Below are 19541 nucleotides of genomic sequence, written 5' to 3'. Positions count from 1 at the left end.
TCGGTTTTAGGGCGTCAAACGCGCCAGATCCTCGAAGCTGCCGCGTGAGGAGATGGCCGGTGCGATCAGCGATGCGGAGCCGGCCTTCGGCTGGGGCTGATGCCGGAAACGGACTCGGCCGCCTGCGAACTCCGCCAGACCTTCCGCTACCATCTTGAGCGCCAAGGGATAAATCCGGTGCTCGACGCCGAGCACGCGGGCTGCGAGCGTTTTTTCCGTGTCGTCGCCCAGAACCGGCACGGCACCTTGTGACACGATCGGGCCGGCATCCAGCTCTTCGGTCACGAAATGCACGGAGCAGCCGTGGATCAAAACGCCATCATCCAGCGCGCGCTTGTGCGGGTCGAGCCCGCGATAGCTCGGCAGGAGCGAGGGGTGGATGTTGAGGATGCGTCCGCGCCAATCGCCGATGAAGCCGGCAGAAAGAACGCGCATGAAGCCTGCGAGGCAGATCAGTTCTGCCCCGGCTTTTCTCAACGCGGCGGTGATTGCAGCCTCATGCTCGGCCTTGCTGGCGTAACCTTTGCGCTCGATCGTTTCCGTTGCGATCCCCACCTGCTGCGCGACAATGAGGCCCTTGGCGTCGGCGTTGTCGGATACGACCAGCACCACCCTTGCCGGAAAATCCGTTTCGGCGGCCGCGTCGATCAGTGCCGCCATGTTCGACCCGCGACCCGAGATCAGGATCGCGACCGGCTTCTTCACGCTGCTCATAGCGAGAGCTCGCCCATGAAGGTGACTGCCGCATCACGGCGCGGGATGACGCGGCCAATGGTGCTGACCGTTTCGCCAGCCTGCTGCAACACTGCCGCGACCTGCGCCGCCTGTCCGGCTGCGGCGACCACGACCATGCCGATGCCGCAGTTGAAGGTGCGCATCATCTCGTGCTCGGCGACGCCGCCGGTCTTCGCAAGCCATTTGAAGACATCCGGCACATCGACAGCTTCGAGGTCGATTTCCGCCGCGTAGTCTTCGGGGAGCACGCGCGGGATGTTGTCGACGAAACCACCGCCCGTGATATGCGCCAGCGCTTTCAGCCCATGCGTGTTGCGGATGGCTTGGAGCAGCGGCTTCACATAGATGCGCGTCGGCTCGAGCAGCGCTTCGCCGAGCGTCTTGCCCGGTGCGAAGGGCGCGTCGGCCTGCCAGTCGAGACCGCTCTGCGCCACGATATGGCGCACGAGCGAGAAGCCGTTAGAATGAAGGCCGGATGACGCGAGGCCGAGCAGTACATCACCTTCCACGATGTCGTCGGTCGGCAGCAACTGCCCGCGCTCGGCTGCACCCACCGCGAAACCGGCGAGGTCGTAGTCGCCCTCGCGATACAGCCCCGGCATCTCAGCGGTTTCGCCGCCGATCAGCGCACAACCGGCCTGCCGGCAACCTTCGGCGATGCCCGAGACGATCTCGGCACCCTCGTCCGGGTTCAGCTTTCCGACCGCATAATAGTCGAGGAAGAACAGGGGCTCAGCGCCCTGAACGACGAGATCATTGACGCACATCGCCACGAGGTCGATGCCGATGGTGGTGCGAAGCCCGGTGTCGATCGCGATCTTGAGCTTGGTGCCGACGCCATCATTGGCAGCAACCAGAACCGGATCCTCGAAGCCTGCCGCCTTGAGATCGAACAAGCCGCCAAAGCCGCCGATTTCGCCTGCCCCGGGACGCAGGGTGGTGCGTACGATGGGCTTGATCTTTTCGACCAGGAGATTGCCGGCGTCGATGTCCACCCCGGCCTGTGCATAGGTTGCCCCATTGCGCCGTTCCGTCATCGCCCGCCTCTTGGTTGTTCCCGGTAGAATGTAACGGGCTCTTGCACGTTAAAAGGCGCATTCGCAAGGCAGCGTCGCGTTGCACCCAGCTTAAACCGCTCCGCGCCTTGCACCGCCCGCCTCGCATCGTCATTTTTGCGGCGAAGGAGCGTGCGGCGGCAAGTGACGATACCCAACATCATTTCGATCATGCGGCTCCTGCTCGTGCCCTGCGTGATCTACGCTTTGCTGGAGGGCGCCACGGGGTGGGCGTTCGCAGGTTTTATCCTCGCTGGCGTGTCGGACGGCGTGGACGGTTTCATCGCGCGTCACTTCGACCAGCGTTCCGAACTGGGCGCCTATCTCGATCCGATGGCCGACAAGCTTCTGCTCGTCTCGGTTTTCGTGGTTCTCGGTCTGATGGGCCAACTGCCGCTCTGGCTTGTGGTGCTGGCAGTGTCGCGCGATGTACTGATCGTACTCGCGGTGCTGCTCTCGACGGTCATGCACCATCCGGTCCATGTGAGACCGCTCTTCGTGTCGAAGGTGAACACGACCGTGCAGATCGTCGTCGCCGGTCTTGCGCTGGCACGGCTTTCGGTATGGCCGGCAGTCGATGCGGTCATGCCTTTTCTCATCGCCGTGTCCGGCATCTTGACCGTCGCTTCGGCGGCGGCCTATCTCGTGGCATGGCTGAAGCATATGGGCGGCGCGCGTGAAGGCGAATCCTCATCCCGTTGAGGTTGCCGTGGCCGATGCCACAGCGGCGGCGGCGTTTCGTCGTCAGCTCCGCTTCTGGCTGATCGCGGCGGCGATCCTCGTCGTTTTCTTTCTTGTCTTCTCCGACATCCTCCTGCCCTTCATCGCGGGCATGGTGTTAGCCTATTTCCTTGATCCGGTGGCCGATCGGCTGCAACGGTTCGGTCTGTCGCGTCTGATGGCGTCCACCGTCATCCTGCTGACATTTCTAGTGATCCTGATCGTCGGGTTGATGGTACTGATACCCGTGCTCAGCGCGCAGTTCCGTGACTTCGGCGCGAACATCCCGAGCTATCTCAGGCAGTTGCAGACCTTGATCACTAGCTTCGATCCGCAATGGCTGGAAGAGCGCTTTGGCGTAAATCCCGCCGACCTACGCAGCGGGCTCGATCAAATCCTGTCTTCGGGCACGTCGATCGCGACGACGATCTTCACCCGCATCTGGCAATCGGGCCTCGCCATCGTCAATGTTGCAGGTCTCTTCATCGTCACCCCGGTCGTCGCCTTCTACATGCTGCTCGACTGGGATCGCATGGTCGCTTCGGTCGATTCCTGGGTGCCGCGCGATCACGTGATGACGGTTCGTCGCCTTGCGGCAGAGATCAACCACGCCGCCGCCGGTTTCGTACGCGGGCAGGGCGCGCTTTGCTTGATTCTCGGCACCATGTATGCGGTCGGCCTGACGCTGGTCGGGCTGAATTTCGGTATTCTGATCGGCCTTTTCGCCGGTCTGATCTCCTTCATTCCTTATATCGGCTCAGCCTTCGGCCTCGTGCTGGCGCTCGGTGTCGCGCTCGTTCAGTTCTGGCCGGACTGGATCTGGGTCCTCGCCACGGCCTGTGTGTTCTTCCTGGGCCAGTTCATCGAGGGAAACATCCTGCAGCCCAAGCTTGTCGGCAAGAGCGTCGGTCTCCACCCCGTCTGGCTGATGTTCGCGCTTTTCGCTTTTGGCGCCATGTTCGGCTTCGTGGGGCTGCTGGTCGCCGTACCACTGGCGGCTGCCATCGGCGTGCTGATGCGCTTTGCACTCTCGCGCTATCTCGAATCGCCGCTCTACAAGGGCCGAGGTGCCGTGCTCGTGCATCAGCCGGGCGACAAGACGCTGGATCTTTAGCGATTGGCAAAGCCGAGGCAGATACCGCTCGATCTTGGGCACCGCCCGGCGCGCTCGCGCGATGATCTCGTCGTGTCCGAAGCGAACCGGCTTGCCGTCGAGCTCATCGAAGCATGGCCTGCATGGCCGTCCAATGTCGTCTCGCTTTCCGGTCCGCCGGGGTCTGGCAAGACGCATCTGGCGACGCGTTGGCGCGAGGTTTCCGACGCGGAGGTTCTCGACGCGTCGCAACTCTCATCCGTCGAGTCGGTCATCAACGGAGCCGTACTGCTCGATGACATCGATGATACGACCATCGACGAGACAGGTCTGTTTCACCTGTTCAACGCTATCCGCGCCGGGCAGGGCTCGTTGCTGCTGGTGTCCGAGCGACCGGCCGGATCATGGGATGTGAGGTTGCCGGACCTGCGCTCGCGACTGCGCACCGCCGCCTCCGTCGAGATCGGCGCGCCGGACGACCAGTTGCTGACGGGCGTCTTCGCGAAGCTGTTTGCCGACAGGCAAGTCGAGGTCGAGCCAGCTGTCGTTCAGTATCTGATCAAGCGGGTGGAACGGTCGCTGGCGGAAGCTGAAAGGGTCGTCGCGGAACTGGATCGGATCGCGCTAGAGACCAAGCGGCCCATCACACGCTCACTGGCCGCCAGTCTTCTCTCGGAGGGCGAGAGCTGACTGGTCCAAGGCTGTCCGAGCCTTGTCCGGCAAGCCTAATGTTTGAAGGAAGCGAGCGCCTCGATCGTCTTGAGCCGTTGGGTGTTTCCCGAAGAGTGCGTCCCTGCGGCCGTTCCGGTTACATCGACGAACTCGGCGAGCGCTTCTCGCGCTTCGCCGGCCGTGACGGCACCATCGAGAGCACCCTCGCATCCGTTCAGCGCATATTGAAATGCGTTTCCGCGATGCGAGACCGGCCAGAACATCAGCAGAGCCAACGCCTCGTCAACGGTTTCGATCTCGACTGTTTGCCCGAAACGCTGAACACTGATGGGCGCAGGGAACTCCAGATTTCTCATCGTTCTCTCGGCTTGCTGTTTTTGTTTGGTCGAAGTGCTGCCAACGCGGGTGAATCCGAAGAGGTTGCAAGCAAATGTTAATTTTCGGCAATAATTTGCTGGCTGGTTTCGAACGGTGTCGGGATTGTTGGAAATTTGCCCGCGATGAAGCTAATTCCGCGTCGCCGCGCCTTTCGACAGATGACGCAACTCACCTGCGACCTTGGCGCGTCGATGGGATGAAGCCTGGTTTGGCGATCCCGGCAGGACTGCCAAAAACAGGGAATTTCCCATTGAAATTAACACTCCATAGCAGAGGTGCGACCAGACTGCGCCCCATTTGATTTAGTTACGCTTTTCGGCGCCATAGCCGCACCTATCCGGTCCGATGCAGCGCGGGCAAGACGAGCTCTGTCAGCCTCTCGCGTGTAAATCTCCGCAGTGGCCATTTTGGTCCATCCGAACATCGCCATCAGCTCGTGTGCGCTAGCACCGCTCTCTGCGGCCAAGGTGGCCCCGGCCTTTCTTAGACCATGCGCGGAGCAGTGCTTGAGACCAGCTGCATCACATTGCTCGCGAAACCAGTTGCCAAAGCTCGCAGCGCTCTTGAAGGGCCGCCCGAGGCTCGTAGCGAGAAAGGCCAGGTCGCTTGTCTTGGTTGCATCGATGGAAGCCGCCAGTTCTTCGCAGACAGGCAGATAGAGCATCGGGCCGGGCTTCGTCGGGCGAAGTGACAGAACGCCGTCCTTGAGGTGCTGGCGGCCGACCAAGCACACGTCGCTTCGGCGCAATCCGGTGAAGAGCAGTAGGTCGAGCGCCAAGCGCGGCATAGTCCCGACAGCATGCTTCTTGCGGTAGGCTTGGACCTCGGCCACGGTCCAAGTGTGGTGGCCCTCGCTCTCCACCTTGATGCGGTCAGCGCCGTCGCATGGGTTCACTTTCACATGCCCGTTGCGCTTTGCCCATGTGAAGAGCTGGTTCATGGCCTTGCGGAAGTTGTTGGCCGCATTCGGCGTTGCCGCGCGATCCATCACAGCGGCGTCGATGTCCTCCTTGCAGATGGCGGCGAACGGAGCCGCACCAGACTTCTCCACGGCGCGCTTGAGAATGTTGCCCCGCATCCGCTGCGTAGACGGGCGCAGGGAGGCCCACGCAGCGCTTTCCTGATATCGGTCCACCAGCCAGCGCAGAGAGCCGCCTTTCGCCTGAGCGGGCTTCTCTGGCAGCTTTCCGTTGATGGCGCCCTGGTAGGCCTCCCAGAACTCATCTGACCCGTATGGGTCGGGCATTCGCACCCGCTTGCCATGTCGCTTCACGTACCAGACGACGCGCTTGTGTCTCGTGGTTTCACGGCAGAGGTAAAGCGGGCGAGGGCGGGGCATGGCATCCATCAGAGCTTGATCCTCTCGCGAGGTTTGGGCTCTGGGCTTGCGCCAGCCTTGCCATCGTCTGGGCGGAGGCGAATGACCATGCCGTGGATCTCGACTTCAGCCACACAGCCGGCCGCCTTTGCAGCTTGTGCGATGCGCTTAACGTCTGCCTGTCTGATAAGGGCTGGCCTACTCATTAGAGCCCACCATCAGATTGAGGCGCGGCGGCAAGTTCGAGCAGCACGTCAGCGTGACAAGCAGAACCGGGGCGGCACCAACAAGCAAGATTTTTGCCTCGCAGGCTGGTCAAGTTCTCAGCTATGAACGCCTTCCGCCTGTCACTTTCTGGGCCTTGCCACCAATCTCTCCCCGACTGTGTCGGCCTAAGCCAATCGCGGAAGCACTCGACCACGAATGAGTTCGCTGTTTCGGCTGTGGCGTAGCCCGACTCGATTGCGGCCTGTACCGTAAAAGGGTTGCCCCATTTGCCGGGCCTAGCAACGCTGACCGTATTCTCAGGCATCCGCCAACCTTTGCGCCGGCTGAGTTGAACGCGGGTTGGCTTATGCATCGCCGCCTCCCAATTTCGAGGCGGCGGGCACATGAACCGGACAGCCGACCGTGTACCAGAAGCGATCCGGGTTCCCCATCGCGCCCTTGCCATGGGCATTGTCGAGAACGGGGCAAGTGCAGCCCCGCACCAGCGCCGCATCGCTCCCTGGGTTCGGCACAGCGTTTGTGTTTGGCTTCTCACGCATCGCCGCCTCCGTTCTGGATTGCGCTCAGGATGCGAGAGCGGTAGTCGGCTTGGGCCGCGGCCTTCGCTTCATCCAAGGTGGCGAAGCTTTTTCTGCCATCGGGATGCCGAAGCACCTCGTTCCTGACGTTGACTGACCAGCCACCGTCCCAAGCTTCGACAATGCGGTAGACACCCACCACGGTTTCGGCCTCTGGCCTGCCATAGCTCGTCTCGCCCCAAACGATGTCCTTCACCTTCACATCGCTTGAGGCGCGCTGCTCGGCTGCGTCGAAGGCGTCTGCGGCGGCACGCATGCGCTCAACAACCTTGGCAAGCACTTTATCCTCGTATTGAATGAGGGCAATCCCTGCATCGCAGCATGTGACGGCAACGCGCTGGTAGCCGACGCCGATATCAACATACTCGTACGGATCGCGGAGGCAGAACGGGCAAGTGTCGTTGTCCGCGCGCAAGCTTTCCACGAGCGCCACCATCTCATCGGTTGCTGGCTTAGTCATGGCTCTTGTCCTGATGGAGGGCGGCGCGGAGACGCTTAAGCGCGTAAGGCTTGTTCATCGTCCAATCGTCAGCACGGTAGGTTGTCTCCCGCCCGTTCACATGCGTGTAGATAACCTTGGTGCCGGCATTGTTCGGGCGGCATGACTTGGTCACGTCATCAGGCTCAAACAGAGCAACTTCAATTTCGACATCAAGTGCATTGTCCAAGCGCGCGCACTTTTCGACTCGCTCAATAAGACTTGCTAAATCAACCACGGTCCTGCTCCTCCTCTTTGCTTCGCTCGGTGGGAGAAAGGGCGGCGCGATCAAGCCGTTCGATTTCAGCGAGAATGAGTGCGCCAGCTTTCACGAGGTCGCGGCGGCGATCGGTTGGCTTCCACCAATCCAAAGACCAAGGCCACAAATGGAGTGGCGGGGGATTGCGATCAGTCAGGCGAGCGGCGTTAAGTGCATAGACGCCGGCGGCACTCGCCATCTGACCATTGCCATGCTCGTCATCGTGTTCGGGCGTCCAGCCCTCGCTTTCGACTTGGCGCTTGCGTTCGGTGAGCACGTCTCGCGCAGCCGCCTCAAGCTCGGCCAGTCTGTTCGGCTGTCCTGATGGGGAGGGAATGAGGGCGGCTTCGAGTGCTTGAGCGTCACGCTCCGACTTGAAGCCGCTCGCCATAACGAACCAATCCGCAAGTGCTGTACGGTAGCCAACCCCGACTGCGACGCCATGCGGTAGAGGCATCGCAGAAGCCCGCTTGGCGGCTGCGAAGGCCTCTGCGACATCTTCTTTCTCGTTCCGCTCCATGATTGCTGCGAAGGTTCCGGGCACGTAGCCTTCTGGGCCAATGAGCATTCTGTCATCGAGCCATTGGCGGACCTCTTTGCCAAGCGCTTCTTCCCCCACCGCCTCCCCAGCCTTTAGCTCCCCTTGTGCGAGGGGGGTGGAAAGGGCGGCGATACGGGTTTCGATTTCCTCTGCGATCATGTGGGCGGCCATGCCTTGGCTCTCCCACTCTCCGCCGACATAGCTTTCGACCAGCTTGAGAGCTTCGATCCAGACAGCGCGAGTTGCATCTACCCCCGCTACTTCTGCTGGTGGGATGAGATAAACGGGGATCGAGTATGCGCCTTCTTTCTCGCGAAACACGAGGAAGCTCTCGTCGGCCAATCCGTCTGCACACGCATAGCCGAAAGGCTCCACCCCCGTTCCCTCTCCTGCTGGTGGGATGAGGGCGGCGCGGGCGGCTACAGCACGGGCATAAGCCTCCTGCTGGTCCATTCGGTTCGCCCAATGCATCCCTTGCGGATAGGCAAAATGACAGAGCTTATTCGACAGAGCGTCGATCTCATCCATCGCCCATACGAGTGCTGCATGAACGTCAGGCGGGGCTTCTGCCTCCCCTTTCGAGGAGGAGAGGAGGGCGGCTTGCCAAGCTGCCTGCCAGATGTCCCAGTTGTCGGCCATCAGCAGGTCGTCGTAGCTATTGCCACGGCGCATCCGTATGAACAGACCGCGCTCCTTCATCCACGCCTCGAACTGGCTGCGCATGGTTGGGGCGATAGGCACGGCTATATCGGTGAGGGGGTTCATGGGCGCTCTCCTGAGTGCTTGCGGCGAAGGTCGCTTGTTCGGTGATCGATGCGAGCGATGGTGAGGAGTGCGGGCTTCAAATCATCCGGCGCGGTGTCGTAGGCCATGACGCGAGTGGCTCTGCCACCATTCAGGCGGGGCAGAACGCCACGAGGGACCGCAACCCAGTTCGACGGGTCGGTGTTCAGGCGGTCGCCGTCGAGGCACTTAAGAGCGTGGCCTTCGGGGACTGGGCCGTGGGCCTGCGTCCAGAGATGAACGTGCTTATGCACGTATCGCCGTTCATAGCCGGTGTGTGGGTTCGTCTCGGCGACGCTGATCTCGATATATCCGTCCTTGTTAAGGCGCTCGTGCCCGAGGAACTGCGTATTGTGGGGCAGATTGCCTTTCCGAAACTGCGTCTTGCGCGCGTTCGGGTGCCGACCGCCAGTGCCGGGGGCGCAAGGCTTGCCGAGATTATGCGGCACCATTCCCTTTTCGAAACAACCGGTGCGCCCGGTCTTCCAGCCCTTGCGCTTCCGCAGAGCGTGAAGGTTTGCCGCCGCAACGTCACGACCAAAGCGTTCGCAGAATGCGGCATGATACTCGCTGATGACCATGGAACGGTTGGCATCGAGCCAAGCCATCTCGTCCGCGCTGTATTCGATCCGATGCCCCTTCATGTGCCAGCCGCCTTGATGAGAGGCCGGTTCGAACGAACCTGACCGCCTTCCTCGGCAGGAGCCGGGGCGGTCATCATCGGAAGCGCCTGTGCAAAGCGGTCGCCGTGTGTTGCCACCAGCGAAACAGCCTTGAGAGACAGGTCAGCATTGCGGATGATCTGCTCGCTCACCGCTACGATGGCATCCGAGCGCTTCACTTCCTGCTCGATCTGCTCGGCAGTCATGGCTTCGTCAGTCAAGCGCTCAAGCTGGCTGAACAGGTGATTGTTAAGGTCAACTAGCCGGTTCTTCATGGCCGTTCTGCTCCTTCACGCAGGGCTGCGCGGGTGGAAGTGAAAGGGCGGGAGGGGATGGTGGGGTTCGACTGAATCTTCCCGGACGCCCACTTCGTCTTGCGCTTGGGTCGGCGCTTCAGGTTCGCAGGATCGGCGCCAACCATCACCAGCCCGGCTTCGATCCAGATCGTCAGCGTGCGCTGGCAGCCGCGCAGCCAGATACGAAGCTCATCCTCGCGATCGAGCCGGTGTTCGTCCAAGGCGGCGTGACAGGCGCAGCAGCCGATGGCGGCGTTGAAGTCGTGCCCTTTGGAGCCCATGCCCTTAACCTCGCTCGGCGCGTGACAGAGGACGGAGGTTTCCGGGTTGCGGTTGCAGACGCCGGGAATCTCGAAGGTGCAGTCTCGGCCGCGGGCGCTGTCGCGCAGCTTCTGAACAATCATGCCCATCAGCGCACCGCCTTTCGCTCGGCTGCGATCTGCCTGCGAATCCACCGCGATCCCATCCAAGCAACCCAGCCAGCAATGGCTCTGTTCATGCATTCGACGGAAGGCATCAAATTGATCCCTTCAGTATCTTGCGGTTGATCTCGATGTGCTCGCCCCGCGCGATGCCATCAGCGGCTTTCCAGCACTGCCGCACGAAGTCGCGATGCTTCGGCAATTCTTCGTCCCACGCCTCTTTGGTCGAGGCGAGAACGGCCGCCAGCTTCTCCAAATCGAGCTTGTCGGGATTGCCGGCCAGCTGCAGAAACTTGTCGCGGCACTCGACTTTCAGGTTCTTGGTCGAGGTGTCATCGGCAGTCGTCTTTTCTGTGCCATCACCATCGAACAAGCCGGCGTCTGCATCATCAGCCCGGCCTTCAGGCTCATCGCTCTCTGCGGGCGGTGCTTCGTCTGACAGCGGGTCGGCGACCTTGGAATGATCGGAGACGCCCTTCACGGTGCCGACGAACATTTCCTCGACCGTCGCCTCGCCGTTCTTCAGCGCCGAGTGCATGCCGCGCAGCGTGGCGATGTGGTCGATCTTGATGTCTTCGACACCCTCGACGCCGAGCGCTTGGAATAGTTGGTCGGGCTTCACGCCGAAGGTGGCGAAGGCCTTGAATGCCTTCTCGCGGTTCTCAGTAAGGGTCGAGATATCGCCCGTGATCGTCGCCTGAACGGAATCGTATGCCTTCCGCCAGAGCGGCTTCGGCACGCCGGCCAAGATGGCATTGCGCATCGCGATCGAGCACGCGGCATTGCCGGTGACGATGATCATATCCTCGTTGAAGACCTTGCCTCGCTTATCGCTGATGCGACGGCGCACGCGAGCCGTGGACTTCGAATTGGTCTCGAGGTCAATAAAGATGCCTTCCGCCTCAACATACATCTCGTCGCGATCGACATGGATCACGCGAGCGGCCGACTGGCAGTTGCCATAGGACTGCTTCAGGATCTCCGCGAAGCGGATCGAGGGGCCGCGGATCGGCTTTCCGCCACGGGGAAGGGCGTAGATGCACTCCTCCGCTGGTTCCTCGTCCAGTGTCGCCATCGACATAATCGAGGACTGGACGCGCTTCAGAGAGCGGGGGAAGGCGCGGGCGGTCGTCACCAGCTGATCGATCTCAGCTTTCTGCAACTGGATTGCCATGCTCGCCATCGGTGCCAGCGCGGTGCCGGTCTCGATGATCTCGCCGTCCTGGGTGATGATGTCTTCCATCGCTTACTTCCCCGTCGTCTGCTTGACCTGCCACCAGATCGGCATGTCGGTTTCATCGAGCTCTTCGAGAGGTGTGGAAGGCACCCAAGCGGTGTCGGTGCCGAAGTCGGCCATGAAGGTCCGGTAGTTGTGGACGGCCTTGCCGATGGCGATCTCGGCCGACGCCAGCAGCGGATTGCCGGGCGAAATCTTGAAGCCGTGGGAGATCGGAGCGCCTTCGGCCTGCCAGAACACGAAGACGAAGGCGAACTCCCGGATGCCGGCGGCTTGGATCAGCCAAGAGCGAGAGTTCGGATCATCAGGTGCGCCGTAGATGGCGCCCGCCTTCACGAGCCGCGCCATCTGTGAGCGAGCCGCCATGTAGTGGGCAGCCGATACGATGTAGTCGAGCCCGGCGATGCGCTCTCGGCAGGCCTGCACGAACGACTTGTTCAGCGGGTTGCGGATCGACTTCAGGTCGGCGATGGCGCGCATCTTTAGGTAGTCGAACCGCGCCTTGAACCGGACGCCATCCTGCGTCCAGAAGACGGACACTTCAGGATAGCCGCCCTCGAAGGCCGCACGCAGATGACTATTCGCCTTGATGAAAGCCGACGCCGCCAGGATGCGGTTGAAGTCGTCGCGCTTGAGGGCGATCTTGCCCTCGGCTTCCAGAGCGACGCGCTCGGCGATGCCTGCCTTAACATTGCCGTGATGCTCGCACGGGCCGTAGTGCTGCTCGAAGAGCGAGCGCCCTTCCAAGACGCATTTGTGAACCGCGCGCCCGAAGATCCTTGCAGGCGTTTCCTTTTCCAGCTCGCGCGCCGGGTTCATCCAGCTCGACCACCAGAAGTCAGGAGCGTTGTCGATCAGGTCTTTCAGGCCGGTTGAGCCGAGAGCTGGGTCCGCGTGATAGGCGGTGTCCTCAAGCCCGAAATGGATGCCGTCGGGGATCAAGGCGGCGATCGGCTCTGGCAGGTTCGAGACGTCGGTGTGCGCGTTCATTGAAGCGTCTCCCAGAAGAAGCGCGCACTCGCCTCGAAGTCAGAGGCTTGCAGCGCGTCCATCTCGTTCATGATCGTGAGCGTCTGTTCCCAGTCGTCGCCCGTGGCGTTGGGGAAGTTCGCTTCAACCCATGCGAGGAAGTCGTCTTCGCTGACATCGCCGGGGACTTCCTCGGTGACGCGCCGGGCCATGATGGCGGGGAGGCTGCTGAACATCACGGCGCCACCTTCTCGATCAAGCCGACGAAGACGATGCAGACAGCAATCAGAGTGTAGATGCGGAGATCGAGGGTCATGCTGCCCTCCGCACGGTCGCAACGCGATCACCGAGCGCGATGACGGCTTCAGCGATATGCTTCTGCTCATCAGGCGGCGTCAGATGGTGGAGCGCGACATAGGTCAGGCCGATATCGTGCAGCGCCGTATCAATGCGCTTGCCGTCCTTGTCCGTGCGGGCGGCATCACACTCGACAACCAGTTGCGCAAGGCGCGTCTGCAAAGCCAGGATGGTCTCACGCATCGGTCGGATTCCTTCAGGCTGCAATTGTGTTGGCCGCCTCGAGCGCAGCGAGACGCTGGCGGAGGCTGTTCAGGCGGATGGCGTCGAGCGTGGCTTCGTAGCGGTGGCGCTCGATGTCTTCGAAGCAGAGGCACATGCCGGCGAGGCGGGCATGCAGGGCGATGAAGCCCTCGGTTTGGGCGATGTCTGCTTGGAGGCTGGAAACGGTCTCAGGACGGGTCACGGCCGCGCTCCTCAGTAGCCCGAGGGCCGCGCATAGTCCGCGCAATGGCGTCCCCATGCCCGCGCCTCGACGGCTTGTTCTTGTTCGATTTCCTCGGCGTCCGTATCGACCGCGATCAGATCCAGTTCGGCGGGTGATGCGCCTTCGCGGAGAAGTTTGAGATCGATCTTGTCGACCTCGTAGAGAGCGCCGCTGACCAGAACCCGGCCCGACCAGGTGCCGCGCGAGAAGCGCTGGCTGCAGATCGTGATGGCGTTCGGGGCGAGGGACACTTCGACTTCTCCATCGGGGCGCGGGATGCGCTTGGGATGGGTTGAACGTAGGTGATACTTACCTACCTGTCAAACGGAAAATGTAGGTGTGACTTACTTTTTTGATTGACTGCGAGTTTGCAGTGGCGCGATAAGACGCGCCTCACCTCACATCGAGATGGGCAAATTTGAGCGGCGACCGGGTGCAATTCCCGTGCAGGTGAAGCCGCAGGCGCGGGAAGCGAAAGTCCTACTGTGCTGCCTGAAAACGAGGATGGATTGCTGAAAGGCGTCCTGGCGTGCGTCCCATCCCGGCTCCGGCCTTCAGGACATAGCCATGGCTCCCCCGCCTCAAGGATTCGCTCCATGGGGTAGGGGGAAGCTTTGGCTGGAACCCTCCCTCACCATCCTTCAGAAACGAAGATCAGAGGATAGGAACTGAGGTTTCAGGACTGTCACCGTCAGTCACAGAATTCACACCACTGTGGATGAGTGTGGATAAATGTGGACGAATCCAACGGGGTTGACTATCTAACAGTCAAATGGATTGGGGTTCGTTCCTGGTCGGCGTTGGGCCTCGGCATTGCCGGGGCCTTTCGCTTTCAGGGGAAGACCTTCCACCCTTTCAGCTTCCTAGCAATGACTTGGAACGACCGGTTCATCTGGTAGGGGTTTAGGGTGCGCAGCGCGATCGGGCGCGCGATTAGGTCGGCAATCTGCAATCCGGTGGAGTTGGCCAGCTTCGAGGCGAAGACCATCTCAAAGCATGGCATTGGGTCGCCGCCGGTCATCTGTTGCAGGTAATGGTCCCCAGCCATGATGCGCCTGAACTCAAGTTCGAGCGCCGCATCTTCTTTGCCCGTGCCGGCCGCCTTTGGACTGCGGGACTCGACAACGATGTGACATGCTTTGTCCTCGGCGCCGGCCTTTCGCAGCACCTCGTGGGCTCGCTCCATGCAGAAAAGCAGCGCAAGCTGGTAGGGGTTCTCCGGGTTGGCATAGCGCTTCTTCAGCTTTTCCTTGTGGATCGTCGCGGCGCAGACGTGCATGGGCATTGCGTCCATCACCTCCGAGAGATCCTGCAGGAAGCGTTCGCGCTTGTCGTCGTACTGAAGGAAGTGGAAAGCTTTCCGCTTCTTGGTGATGTCGGACTCGTGCATCACCACTGTATCGTGGCCGAACCAGCGGAACTTGAACGCCTGCATCAGCGGCACGGCGCGATCGATGTAATCCTGCTTTTTGAAGATGCAAAACGCTAGGCAAAAGACCGGGAAGTTCGGGTCGATGGACGTAAGGCTGTGGTCGCCGCTCTCATCGACGTAGATGATGTATTCGCCAAATTCCATGCGTGGCCGACTGGCGTCCTCCAAAACAAATCACCAGTTCAGGAAGTACAGGCGAGATGGTTGCTCACTCCAACGGTTACCCCGTTATCCACATTTGTCCACAGGTCACGCCTCCGCGATGTTCTTGATCCGTTCTCGTTTCCGAGTCAGCCTAAGATGACTCAGCGGAATGATGGAGCGGATCGAGGATGGCCTATCCCGGCAAGGAAGCCGTGCTTGGGCAAGTGTATGCCCTCCTCGTGGAGTGCCGGGACTGCGGTAACACGCACCGATTCGACATCAAGGAGCTGAAGCAAGTAGGCGGGAGTTCCTCGACGAAGATCTCTGACGTGTCGGGACGCCTCTATTGCTCGGACTGCAGCTCGGAAGGGATGGCGGGCAAGCGGGTATCTGTCACCGCGATCTTCATCAGCGAGCGGGATCGACTGAAGGCGGAAGCCTATCTGATCAACTCCCGTGAAGCTCACGCACGGGAACAACGCGCCAAACGTGTTTCACCGCGTAGCGGTCGAACGTGAGTTCCGAAGGCGGATTGAACTGCTCCACGATCAGCTGCGCCTTGGTCCGGCGGACAAGCCGTTTCACATAGGATTTGCCGTTCTTCTCGCCTTCCTCTGCGAAGGTTTCAATCACGATGTCATCGCCAGGCTGCGGCTCGGTGCGGTCGCAGTAGATCGGATCGCCTTTGCGGTAGGCGGGATACATGCTGTCGCTGATCACCTCGAGCGAAAACACGCCGGCACGGCCGATCAAGCCGCGCGGGCGGGCGACATGCTCGATCACTTCGCCATTAAAGTGGAAGTCACCATCATCGCCGCCGGCGACGACGCCTAGCTTTTCGACATCATGGGCGCCCTGGTAGCGCTTCTGCTCGCCTGAGGTGAAAACCGCATCGGCAGGAATGTCCTCAAGATCAACGGTGGGCTTAGCGGTTGAGCGACCCAAGCCGGGGGCATTCTGGTTGCCGCGACCATCAAGCAACCATTCGGCGGTGGTCTGCAGGAATTCCGCAAGCTTCATAAGCCGGGACGGATCGGGACGGGTCGTGTCCTTTTCCCACTGGGTAACCGACACACGATTGATGCCGAAATAGCTCGCGATGTCTTGCTGGGTCAGGCCCGCAGCTTTCCGCGCAGCCTTGATCCGCTCGCCCAGTGTCGTCTCGTCGTCAGTCATGAGATCGACGGTAGGTCGGCCCTACGTAATTTGCACCTACGTAGGGGCTTGACGATGTAGGTAAGTATGACCTACATCTGCTTACCATGATCGACATCGTGACCAAAGCAGCGGCGGGAGCAGGGGGCATCGTAGCCCTCGCGCGCCATCTGAAGATCAGCCACAACGCGATGTACTCGTGGAAGCGGGTGCCTGCAGAGCGCGTGATCGAGATCGAGCGCGTCTCTGGCATCTCACGCCACGAGCTCCGCCCCGATCTGTTCGGTCCTGCCGCCAGCGAGCAGGAAACTGCAGCATGAACGCGTACGCTGAAGCACGCGGCGTCTCTGACTTCCAGCGCGAGCACACACCCAACGTCGGCGTCCGCTGGCATCCCGCAGCCGATATCTTCCCGTGGATCGAAGGCAAAGCCTTTGACGATCTGGTCGAGGATATCCGCAAGAACGGAGTGCTCGAGCCGATCGTCTTCCTGAACGGCTCCATTCTCGACGGCCGCAACCGTTACATGGCGGCCCGCCAACTGGGCATCGAATATCCCCGCATTGAGTTCGATGGCGACGACCCGCTTGCCTTCGTTATCGCCCGGAACCTGCACCGCCGACACCTGACCGAAAGCCAGCGCTCGATGGTCGGGGCAAAGCTTGCGAAGATGCCGGCGCAAAGGCCATCCGAAGATAACTCCGCAAATTTGCGGACTTCCGATGCGGCGGCGATGCTCAACGTGTCCGAGCGGTCCATCGAGACGGCACGGCAGGTCGAAAAGTCTGGAACACCCGAACTCGTTGCTGCTGTGGAGGCTGGCAAGGTCAGCGTGTCGGCCGCAGCCATCGTCGCCGCCCAGCCGCCCGAGGTTCAGCGCGAAGTCGTCGCCCAGCCAAACGTCAAGAAGGCGGTGTCCGATCTCCGCACTCAGGTGATGGAAGCTGCCAAGCAGGGCAGCAAGCCGGCGCCATCCTCCAACAAGAACCCCCGTTACGTGGCACCGAGCCGCGCCGCGGAAGCCTGGACGCATCTCTACGGCACATGCCGCGCGCTGACCGAGTGGGCGTCTGACGACAACGTGGCACTGGCCGCCGTTGGCTTGAGCGAGCGCGCCGACGATCAGGCTTTGAACCTTGCTGCGGTCAAGGACTGTCACGCCGCACTCACCCGTTTCTTGGAGAGCCAACATGCTGAATGACAAGCTGTCGCTGTTCTATCAGAAGGTGAACGAAGCAGCCTCGACGCACGGCCTGAATGCGAAGGCTGTAGCTGATGTCGTTTTGCTCGAAGCCTTCCCGGAGACCTCGACTGCCGCCAATCAGGAGGGCGCCGACGCGATGCTCCGCAACGGCGTCATCCAGTTCCTGACGGCGTATTTCAAGCGAGCACCGAAGCTCGATCCAGACCAACTTGCATTCGACATTCCGGAGCAGTTTGCGCCGATCGTGTCGAAGCTGAAATCGGGCGCGCATTACGTGAAGGAGCTCGGCCAGCTGGTGCCGGTCGAGATGCTCATCGCCCAACCGGCGTGGCTGGATGATGCCCGCAAGTACAAGCGCCGCAAGGGCGAGGAGACCATCGCCGAGGCTGTCGTCCTGGACGAGCTTTATACCGCCGTGACGAAGGCCTGACCGATGCTGAAGCGTCGCAAGGCGGCTGTCCGCCACAACCCCCGCAAGATCGATGTGAACCTGGTCGTCCAGCTTCGCTGCAATGGTGCCTCGTTCACGCAGATCGCCACCAAGATCGGCTGCACCCGTGAAGGCGCCCGAAAAGTCTACGGGCGCTGGGAGCGAGAGCAGAACGTGGCGAAGGCCTATGAAGCTCTGAAGCCGATCGTGCTGGACGATCCCCGTCCTCGGCTCTGCGACGAGCTTGGTATTCGTGTCTGCGAGGTCCGCACATGGTCTGTCACCGAGCGCGGCTTCCGTGAGCATCTGATCTCGCTGCCCTTCGTCTCGATCCTCGACGGGGTGCCGGCATGACCCAAGCAATCTGCATTCTCGCATTGGTGCTGATCGTCGGCGGCGTCGCGTCAACCGCGGCCGCAGCGGCGCTCAAGGTCCGCAAGCGTCAGCCCCGCAATGGCTTTGCCGGTCGCGATCTGGAATCGCGCGGGCACTGCTTTCAGACGGGCGACTGCGTCGAGGCGGAGCGCCTTTGATGGAAGTTGGGCGAACGGCGAATCGTCATTCAGGGCGCGCGGGCGAGACAGTTGGCGCTGTCTCCCCGATTGCGACGCGAATTCAAACACGAGCTGTACGGGCATTCGATCTTGGCGGGTCCGGTGTCCGTACATCTTCTTCGGCCTTCTCTCCGGCTTTTGACGCTTGGGATGCCGTCAACAAGCACATCGCTGAATGCATCCGCCACGGTTGGAAACCTAGCCGTGGAACGAATGCAGCATGTGCAGAGAATTTAAGCAGAAGGTGCACGCAACGATGAGTAGCGCCGCAACAGAGTCGGCCGACTACGTTCGCCGAATGGTCAAGGCCGAGAGCGGTGGCTGGGGCGACGAGGCCGAAGCGCTCAAGCGCATAGCGACCAAGATCAAGCTCTCCTTCTGGACCCTGAACAACCTTCGCACGGGGCGCGCGAAGACTGTGAATGGCGATGTGCAGGACCGCATCAGGTCATTCTTCATCGAACACTGCCGGAGCCATGCGGAACGGCTCCTCCATGACGCGGACATGGCCGCGAAACGAGGACACGACAATGACGCTCTACGAGGCATTGAGGACGAAATTCGCGCTCTGGAGGCTCGGATCAAAGCTTCATCGCGAGATGCGGCGCGAGGGCATCGAGCCCGAACGAACGCATAGCTGGCTGTGGCCGGTAGCTATGGCCTGCACCGCTATCGCTCTGGTTTGGGCTGCAATCTCCTACGCCCAGCCTGCTTTGAACCCGACCAACCCCGCCATCATGCGGGCACGCAGCTTCTGATCAACACGAACGGATGGAGACGAGCATGGCACAGGCAGCAGCAGCCGTTGGGCACAACAGCGGCGACATGAGCGAGACGGACCGCAAAGCGCTCTTCTTTCTGAACCGGGACGACTATTGGAAGGCGATGGCGGCGAAGAAGGCTGCCGATGCCCGCGTGAAGCTCGTCGGCAAGCAGATCAAGGCCGACCTCGGCGAACATGGTCTTCTCCAGATCAAAGCCTACGAGCAGTCGCAGACAGCCGAGGGCAAAGCCGAACTGCAGGCGAAGCAGGAAGCCGAGCGTCAGGCGATGGCTTGGGCCGGCGTCCCGATCAACACGCAGCTTGATCTTCTGACCGATCTGGCACCGCTTGATGAGCGCGCCTTCAACGACGGCCAAGATGCCGGCATGCGCGGCGAAACGCTCGACAATCCGCACGATCCGAACACCGACGCCGGCCGCGCTTACGAGAAGGGCTGGAAGAGCGGGCAGGAGGCGATCTTCGCCATCCGCAAGAAGCGCGCGGACGAAGCCAGCACGGACGAACTGATCAAGGGCGAGCGCCCCGCCACCGACGAAGAGGATGAAGGCGAGGGCGAGTTCCGCGATCCATTTTTGAGCAGCGAAGAGTGGGATGCTGCGGCTCCTACCGCGCAGGCGGCGGAGTAAGCGG

At 61.3% G+C, this 19541-nt stretch carries 30 protein-coding genes; 10 read left to right on the top strand and 20 right to left on the bottom strand.

All coding sequences use genetic code 11. The features are described 5' to 3' along the window. Positions 1-6: 6 nt before the first annotated feature. Positions 7-714, bottom strand: coding sequence for a phosphoribosylglycinamide formyltransferase (purN, locus tag NGM99_RS14035; RefSeq protein ID WP_252819918.1), 708 nt, complete (start codon positions 712-714; stop codon positions 7-9). Beyond that, a complete protein-coding gene (purM, locus tag NGM99_RS14030) occupies positions 711-1772 on the bottom strand; it encodes a phosphoribosylformylglycinamidine cyclo-ligase (RefSeq protein WP_252819916.1) in 1062 nt (353 codons plus the stop codon). Before purM ends, purN begins: the two co-directional genes overlap by 4 nt. A gap of 162 nt (positions 1773-1934) precedes the next feature. On the opposite strand from purM, the gene NGM99_RS14025 reads away from it, so the two are divergent. Genes NGM99_RS14025 through NGM99_RS14015 form a run of 3 tightly spaced genes read left to right on the top strand, consistent with a single transcriptional unit; the run spans position 1935 to position 4293 of the window. Beyond that, complete coding sequence (locus NGM99_RS14025) at positions 1935-2492, top strand: CDP-alcohol phosphatidyltransferase family protein (protein WP_252819914.1); 558 nt, start codon at positions 1935-1937, stop codon at positions 2490-2492. Beyond that, complete coding sequence (locus NGM99_RS14020; RefSeq protein ID WP_252819912.1) at positions 2467-3624, top strand: AI-2E family transporter; 1158 nt, start codon at positions 2467-2469, stop codon at positions 3622-3624. The genes NGM99_RS14025 and NGM99_RS14020 overlap by 26 nt, the downstream gene beginning before the upstream one ends. 3 nt (positions 3625-3627) lie before the next feature. Further along, a complete protein-coding gene (locus NGM99_RS14015; RefSeq protein ID WP_252819910.1) occupies positions 3628-4293 on the top strand; it encodes an HdaA/DnaA family protein in 666 nt (221 codons plus the stop codon). Between the two features lie 35 nt (positions 4294-4328). Here NGM99_RS14015 and NGM99_RS21795 read toward each other — a convergent pair whose 3' ends face one another. The 18 genes from NGM99_RS21795 to NGM99_RS13925 all read right to left on the bottom strand — a co-directional run bounded on the left by NGM99_RS21795 (position 4329) and on the right by NGM99_RS13925 (position 15960). Further along, on the bottom strand, positions 4329-4631 hold the full coding sequence (locus NGM99_RS21795; RefSeq protein ID WP_353937422.1) for a DUF982 domain-containing protein: 303 nt from the start codon (positions 4629-4631) through the stop codon (positions 4329-4331). A 278-nt stretch (positions 4632-4909) separates the two neighbouring features. Beyond that, positions 4910-6001 (bottom strand): tyrosine-type recombinase/integrase, encoded by a 1092-nt coding sequence (locus NGM99_RS14005; RefSeq protein WP_252819906.1) that lies wholly within the window; start codon positions 5999-6001, stop codon positions 4910-4912. 175 nt (positions 6002-6176) lie between these two features. Next, positions 6177-6551: a DUF4326 domain-containing protein gene (locus NGM99_RS14000; protein ID WP_289852480.1), complete on the bottom strand. Its 375-nt coding sequence runs from the start codon at positions 6549-6551 to the stop codon at positions 6177-6179. After that, positions 6544-6738: a hypothetical protein gene (locus tag NGM99_RS13995; RefSeq protein ID WP_252819904.1), complete on the bottom strand. Its 195-nt coding sequence runs from the start codon at positions 6736-6738 to the stop codon at positions 6544-6546. Before NGM99_RS13995 ends, NGM99_RS14000 begins: the two co-directional genes overlap by 8 nt. Then, positions 6731-7237: a hypothetical protein gene (locus NGM99_RS13990; RefSeq protein WP_252819902.1), complete on the bottom strand. Its 507-nt coding sequence runs from the start codon at positions 7235-7237 to the stop codon at positions 6731-6733. The genes NGM99_RS13995 and NGM99_RS13990 overlap by 8 nt, the downstream gene beginning before the upstream one ends. Beyond that, a complete protein-coding gene (locus NGM99_RS13985; RefSeq protein WP_252819900.1) occupies positions 7230-7493 on the bottom strand; it encodes a hypothetical protein in 264 nt (87 codons plus the stop codon). Before NGM99_RS13985 ends, NGM99_RS13990 begins: the two co-directional genes overlap by 8 nt. Next, the gene (locus NGM99_RS13980) at positions 7486-8820 is read right to left on the bottom strand and encodes a phiTE_015 family protein (RefSeq protein WP_252819898.1); all 1335 of its coding nucleotides are present in this window, start codon (positions 8818-8820) and stop codon (positions 7486-7488) included. The genes NGM99_RS13985 and NGM99_RS13980 overlap by 8 nt, the downstream gene beginning before the upstream one ends. Next, complete coding sequence (locus NGM99_RS13975) at positions 8817-9419, bottom strand: HNH endonuclease signature motif containing protein (RefSeq protein WP_252819896.1); 603 nt, start codon at positions 9417-9419, stop codon at positions 8817-8819. The genes NGM99_RS13980 and NGM99_RS13975 overlap by 4 nt, the downstream gene beginning before the upstream one ends. 59 nt (positions 9420-9478) lie before the next feature. Then, positions 9479-9775: a hypothetical protein gene (locus NGM99_RS13970; RefSeq protein WP_252819894.1), complete on the bottom strand. Its 297-nt coding sequence runs from the start codon at positions 9773-9775 to the stop codon at positions 9479-9481. Then, positions 9772-10299, bottom strand: coding sequence for a nuclease domain-containing protein (locus tag NGM99_RS13965; RefSeq protein WP_252819892.1), 528 nt, complete (start codon positions 10297-10299; stop codon positions 9772-9774). Before NGM99_RS13965 ends, NGM99_RS13970 begins: the two co-directional genes overlap by 4 nt. A gap of 13 nt (positions 10300-10312) precedes the next feature. Next, positions 10313-11461 (bottom strand): hypothetical protein, encoded by a 1149-nt coding sequence (locus NGM99_RS13960; protein WP_252819890.1) that lies wholly within the window; start codon positions 11459-11461, stop codon positions 10313-10315. 3 nt (positions 11462-11464) lie between these two features. Continuing rightward, a complete protein-coding gene (locus tag NGM99_RS13955) occupies positions 11465-12445 on the bottom strand; it encodes a PD-(D/E)XK nuclease-like domain-containing protein (protein ID WP_252819888.1) in 981 nt (326 codons plus the stop codon). Next, positions 12442-12660, bottom strand: coding sequence for a hypothetical protein (locus NGM99_RS13950; protein ID WP_252819886.1), 219 nt, complete (start codon positions 12658-12660; stop codon positions 12442-12444). The genes NGM99_RS13955 and NGM99_RS13950 overlap by 4 nt, the downstream gene beginning before the upstream one ends. Positions 12661-12736: 76 nt before the next feature. Continuing rightward, entirely contained in the window at positions 12737-12964 is a 228-nt protein-coding gene (locus NGM99_RS13945) for a hypothetical protein (protein WP_252819884.1), read from the bottom strand. 13 nt (positions 12965-12977) lie between these two features. Then, positions 12978-13187, bottom strand: coding sequence for a hypothetical protein (locus NGM99_RS13940; protein ID WP_252819882.1), 210 nt, complete (start codon positions 13185-13187; stop codon positions 12978-12980). An 11-nt stretch (positions 13188-13198) separates the two neighbouring features. Then, the gene (locus NGM99_RS13935) at positions 13199-13459 is read right to left on the bottom strand and encodes a hypothetical protein (RefSeq protein WP_252819878.1); all 261 of its coding nucleotides are present in this window, start codon (positions 13457-13459) and stop codon (positions 13199-13201) included. A gap of 581 nt (positions 13460-14040) precedes the next feature. Beyond that, complete coding sequence (locus NGM99_RS13930; protein WP_252819876.1) at positions 14041-14784, bottom strand: DUF3800 domain-containing protein; 744 nt, start codon at positions 14782-14784, stop codon at positions 14041-14043. Positions 14785-15231: 447 nt separating this feature from the next. Then, positions 15232-15960 carry an XRE family transcriptional regulator gene (locus NGM99_RS13925; RefSeq protein ID WP_252819874.1) on the bottom strand — a complete coding sequence of 243 codons (729 nt, stop codon included), beginning with the start codon at positions 15958-15960 and terminating at the stop codon, positions 15232-15234. A gap of 98 nt (positions 15961-16058) precedes the next feature. Between NGM99_RS13925 and NGM99_RS13920 the strand changes: the two genes are divergently transcribed. From NGM99_RS13920 to NGM99_RS13890, 7 genes are all read left to right on the top strand, one after another. Beyond that, positions 16059-16259 carry a Cro/CI family transcriptional regulator gene (locus NGM99_RS13920; protein ID WP_353937421.1) on the top strand — a complete coding sequence of 67 codons (201 nt, stop codon included), beginning with the start codon at positions 16059-16061 and terminating at the stop codon, positions 16257-16259. Beyond that, positions 16256-17140: a ParB N-terminal domain-containing protein gene (locus tag NGM99_RS13915; protein WP_252819870.1), complete on the top strand. Its 885-nt coding sequence runs from the start codon at positions 16256-16258 to the stop codon at positions 17138-17140. The genes NGM99_RS13920 and NGM99_RS13915 overlap by 4 nt, the downstream gene beginning before the upstream one ends. Continuing rightward, positions 17130-17573: a hypothetical protein gene (locus NGM99_RS13910; protein WP_252819868.1), complete on the top strand. Its 444-nt coding sequence runs from the start codon at positions 17130-17132 to the stop codon at positions 17571-17573. The genes NGM99_RS13915 and NGM99_RS13910 overlap by 11 nt, the downstream gene beginning before the upstream one ends. 3 nt (positions 17574-17576) lie before the next feature. After that, on the top strand, positions 17577-17927 hold the full coding sequence (locus NGM99_RS13905; protein ID WP_252819867.1) for a hypothetical protein: 351 nt from the start codon (positions 17577-17579) through the stop codon (positions 17925-17927). Then, positions 17924-18106 (top strand): hypothetical protein, encoded by a 183-nt coding sequence (locus tag NGM99_RS13900; protein WP_252819866.1) that lies wholly within the window; start codon positions 17924-17926, stop codon positions 18104-18106. Before NGM99_RS13905 ends, NGM99_RS13900 begins: the two co-directional genes overlap by 4 nt. Before the next feature lie 277 nt (positions 18107-18383). After that, positions 18384-18764 carry a hypothetical protein gene (locus NGM99_RS13895; protein ID WP_252819865.1) on the top strand — a complete coding sequence of 127 codons (381 nt, stop codon included), beginning with the start codon at positions 18384-18386 and terminating at the stop codon, positions 18762-18764. A 146-nt stretch (positions 18765-18910) separates the two neighbouring features. Continuing rightward, positions 18911-19537 (top strand): hypothetical protein, encoded by a 627-nt coding sequence (locus NGM99_RS13890; RefSeq protein WP_252819864.1) that lies wholly within the window; start codon positions 18911-18913, stop codon positions 19535-19537. Positions 19538-19541: the final 4 nt, after the last annotated feature.

It is taken from the genome of Mesorhizobium liriopis, assembly GCF_024053505.1.
Lineage (GTDB): Bacteria > Pseudomonadota > Alphaproteobacteria > Rhizobiales > Rhizobiaceae > Mesorhizobium_B > Mesorhizobium_B liriopis.
Note: the sequence above shows the minus strand (reverse complement) of the source record. Positions and strands in the feature narration are given on the sequence as shown.

What these genes read in the sequence shown, in the direction of transcription:
- purN (WP_252819918.1), bottom strand. Translation starts at nt 714, where the DNA reads ATGAGCAGCGTGAAGAAGCCGGTCGCGATCCTGATCTCGGGTCGCGGG.
- purM (WP_252819916.1), bottom strand. Translation starts at nt 1,772, where the DNA reads ATGACGGAACGGCGCAATGGGGCAACCTATGCACAGGCCGGGGTGGAC.
- NGM99_RS21795 (WP_353937422.1), bottom strand. Translation starts at nt 4,631, where the DNA reads ATGAGAAATCTGGAGTTCCCTGCGCCCATCAGTGTTCAGCGTTTCGGG.
- NGM99_RS14005 (WP_252819906.1), bottom strand. Translation starts at nt 6,001, where the DNA reads ATGGATGCCATGCCCCGCCCTCGCCCGCTTTACCTCTGCCGTGAAACC.
- NGM99_RS14000 (WP_289852480.1), bottom strand. Translation starts at nt 6,551, where the DNA reads ATGCATAAGCCAACCCGCGTTCAACTCAGCCGGCGCAAAGGTTGGCGG.
- NGM99_RS13995 (WP_252819904.1), bottom strand. Translation starts at nt 6,738, where the DNA reads ATGCGTGAGAAGCCAAACACAAACGCTGTGCCGAACCCAGGGAGCGAT.
- NGM99_RS13990 (WP_252819902.1), bottom strand. Translation starts at nt 7,237, where the DNA reads ATGACTAAGCCAGCAACCGATGAGATGGTGGCGCTCGTGGAAAGCTTG.
- NGM99_RS13980 (WP_252819898.1), bottom strand. Translation starts at nt 8,820, where the DNA reads ATGAACCCCCTCACCGATATAGCCGTGCCTATCGCCCCAACCATGCGC.
- NGM99_RS13975 (WP_252819896.1), bottom strand. Translation starts at nt 9,419, where the DNA reads ATGGTCATCAGCGAGTATCATGCCGCATTCTGCGAACGCTTTGGTCGT.
- NGM99_RS13970 (WP_252819894.1), bottom strand. Translation starts at nt 9,775, where the DNA reads ATGAAGAACCGGCTAGTTGACCTTAACAATCACCTGTTCAGCCAGCTT.
- NGM99_RS13965 (WP_252819892.1), bottom strand. Translation starts at nt 10,299, where the DNA reads ATGCATGAACAGAGCCATTGCTGGCTGGGTTGCTTGGATGGGATCGCG.
- NGM99_RS13960 (WP_252819890.1), bottom strand. Translation starts at nt 11,461, where the DNA reads ATGGAAGACATCATCACCCAGGACGGCGAGATCATCGAGACCGGCACC.
- NGM99_RS13955 (WP_252819888.1), bottom strand. Translation starts at nt 12,445, where the DNA reads ATGAACGCGCACACCGACGTCTCGAACCTGCCAGAGCCGATCGCCGCC.
- NGM99_RS13950 (WP_252819886.1), bottom strand. Translation starts at nt 12,660, where the DNA reads ATGTTCAGCAGCCTCCCCGCCATCATGGCCCGGCGCGTCACCGAGGAA.
- NGM99_RS13945 (WP_252819884.1), bottom strand. Translation starts at nt 12,964, where the DNA reads ATGCGTGAGACCATCCTGGCTTTGCAGACGCGCCTTGCGCAACTGGTT.
- NGM99_RS13930 (WP_252819876.1), bottom strand. Translation starts at nt 14,784, where the DNA reads ATGGAATTTGGCGAATACATCATCTACGTCGATGAGAGCGGCGACCAC.
- NGM99_RS13925 (WP_252819874.1), bottom strand. Translation starts at nt 15,960, where the DNA reads ATGACTGACGACGAGACGACACTGGGCGAGCGGATCAAGGCTGCGCGG.
- NGM99_RS13915 (WP_252819870.1), top strand. Translation starts at nt 16,256, where the DNA reads ATGAACGCGTACGCTGAAGCACGCGGCGTCTCTGACTTCCAGCGCGAG.
- NGM99_RS13910 (WP_252819868.1), top strand. Translation starts at nt 17,130, where the DNA reads ATGCTGAATGACAAGCTGTCGCTGTTCTATCAGAAGGTGAACGAAGCA.
- NGM99_RS13905 (WP_252819867.1), top strand. Translation starts at nt 17,577, where the DNA reads ATGCTGAAGCGTCGCAAGGCGGCTGTCCGCCACAACCCCCGCAAGATC.
- NGM99_RS13900 (WP_252819866.1), top strand. Translation starts at nt 17,924, where the DNA reads ATGACCCAAGCAATCTGCATTCTCGCATTGGTGCTGATCGTCGGCGGC.
- NGM99_RS13895 (WP_252819865.1), top strand. Translation starts at nt 18,384, where the DNA reads ATGAGTAGCGCCGCAACAGAGTCGGCCGACTACGTTCGCCGAATGGTC.
- NGM99_RS13890 (WP_252819864.1), top strand. Translation starts at nt 18,911, where the DNA reads ATGGCACAGGCAGCAGCAGCCGTTGGGCACAACAGCGGCGACATGAGC.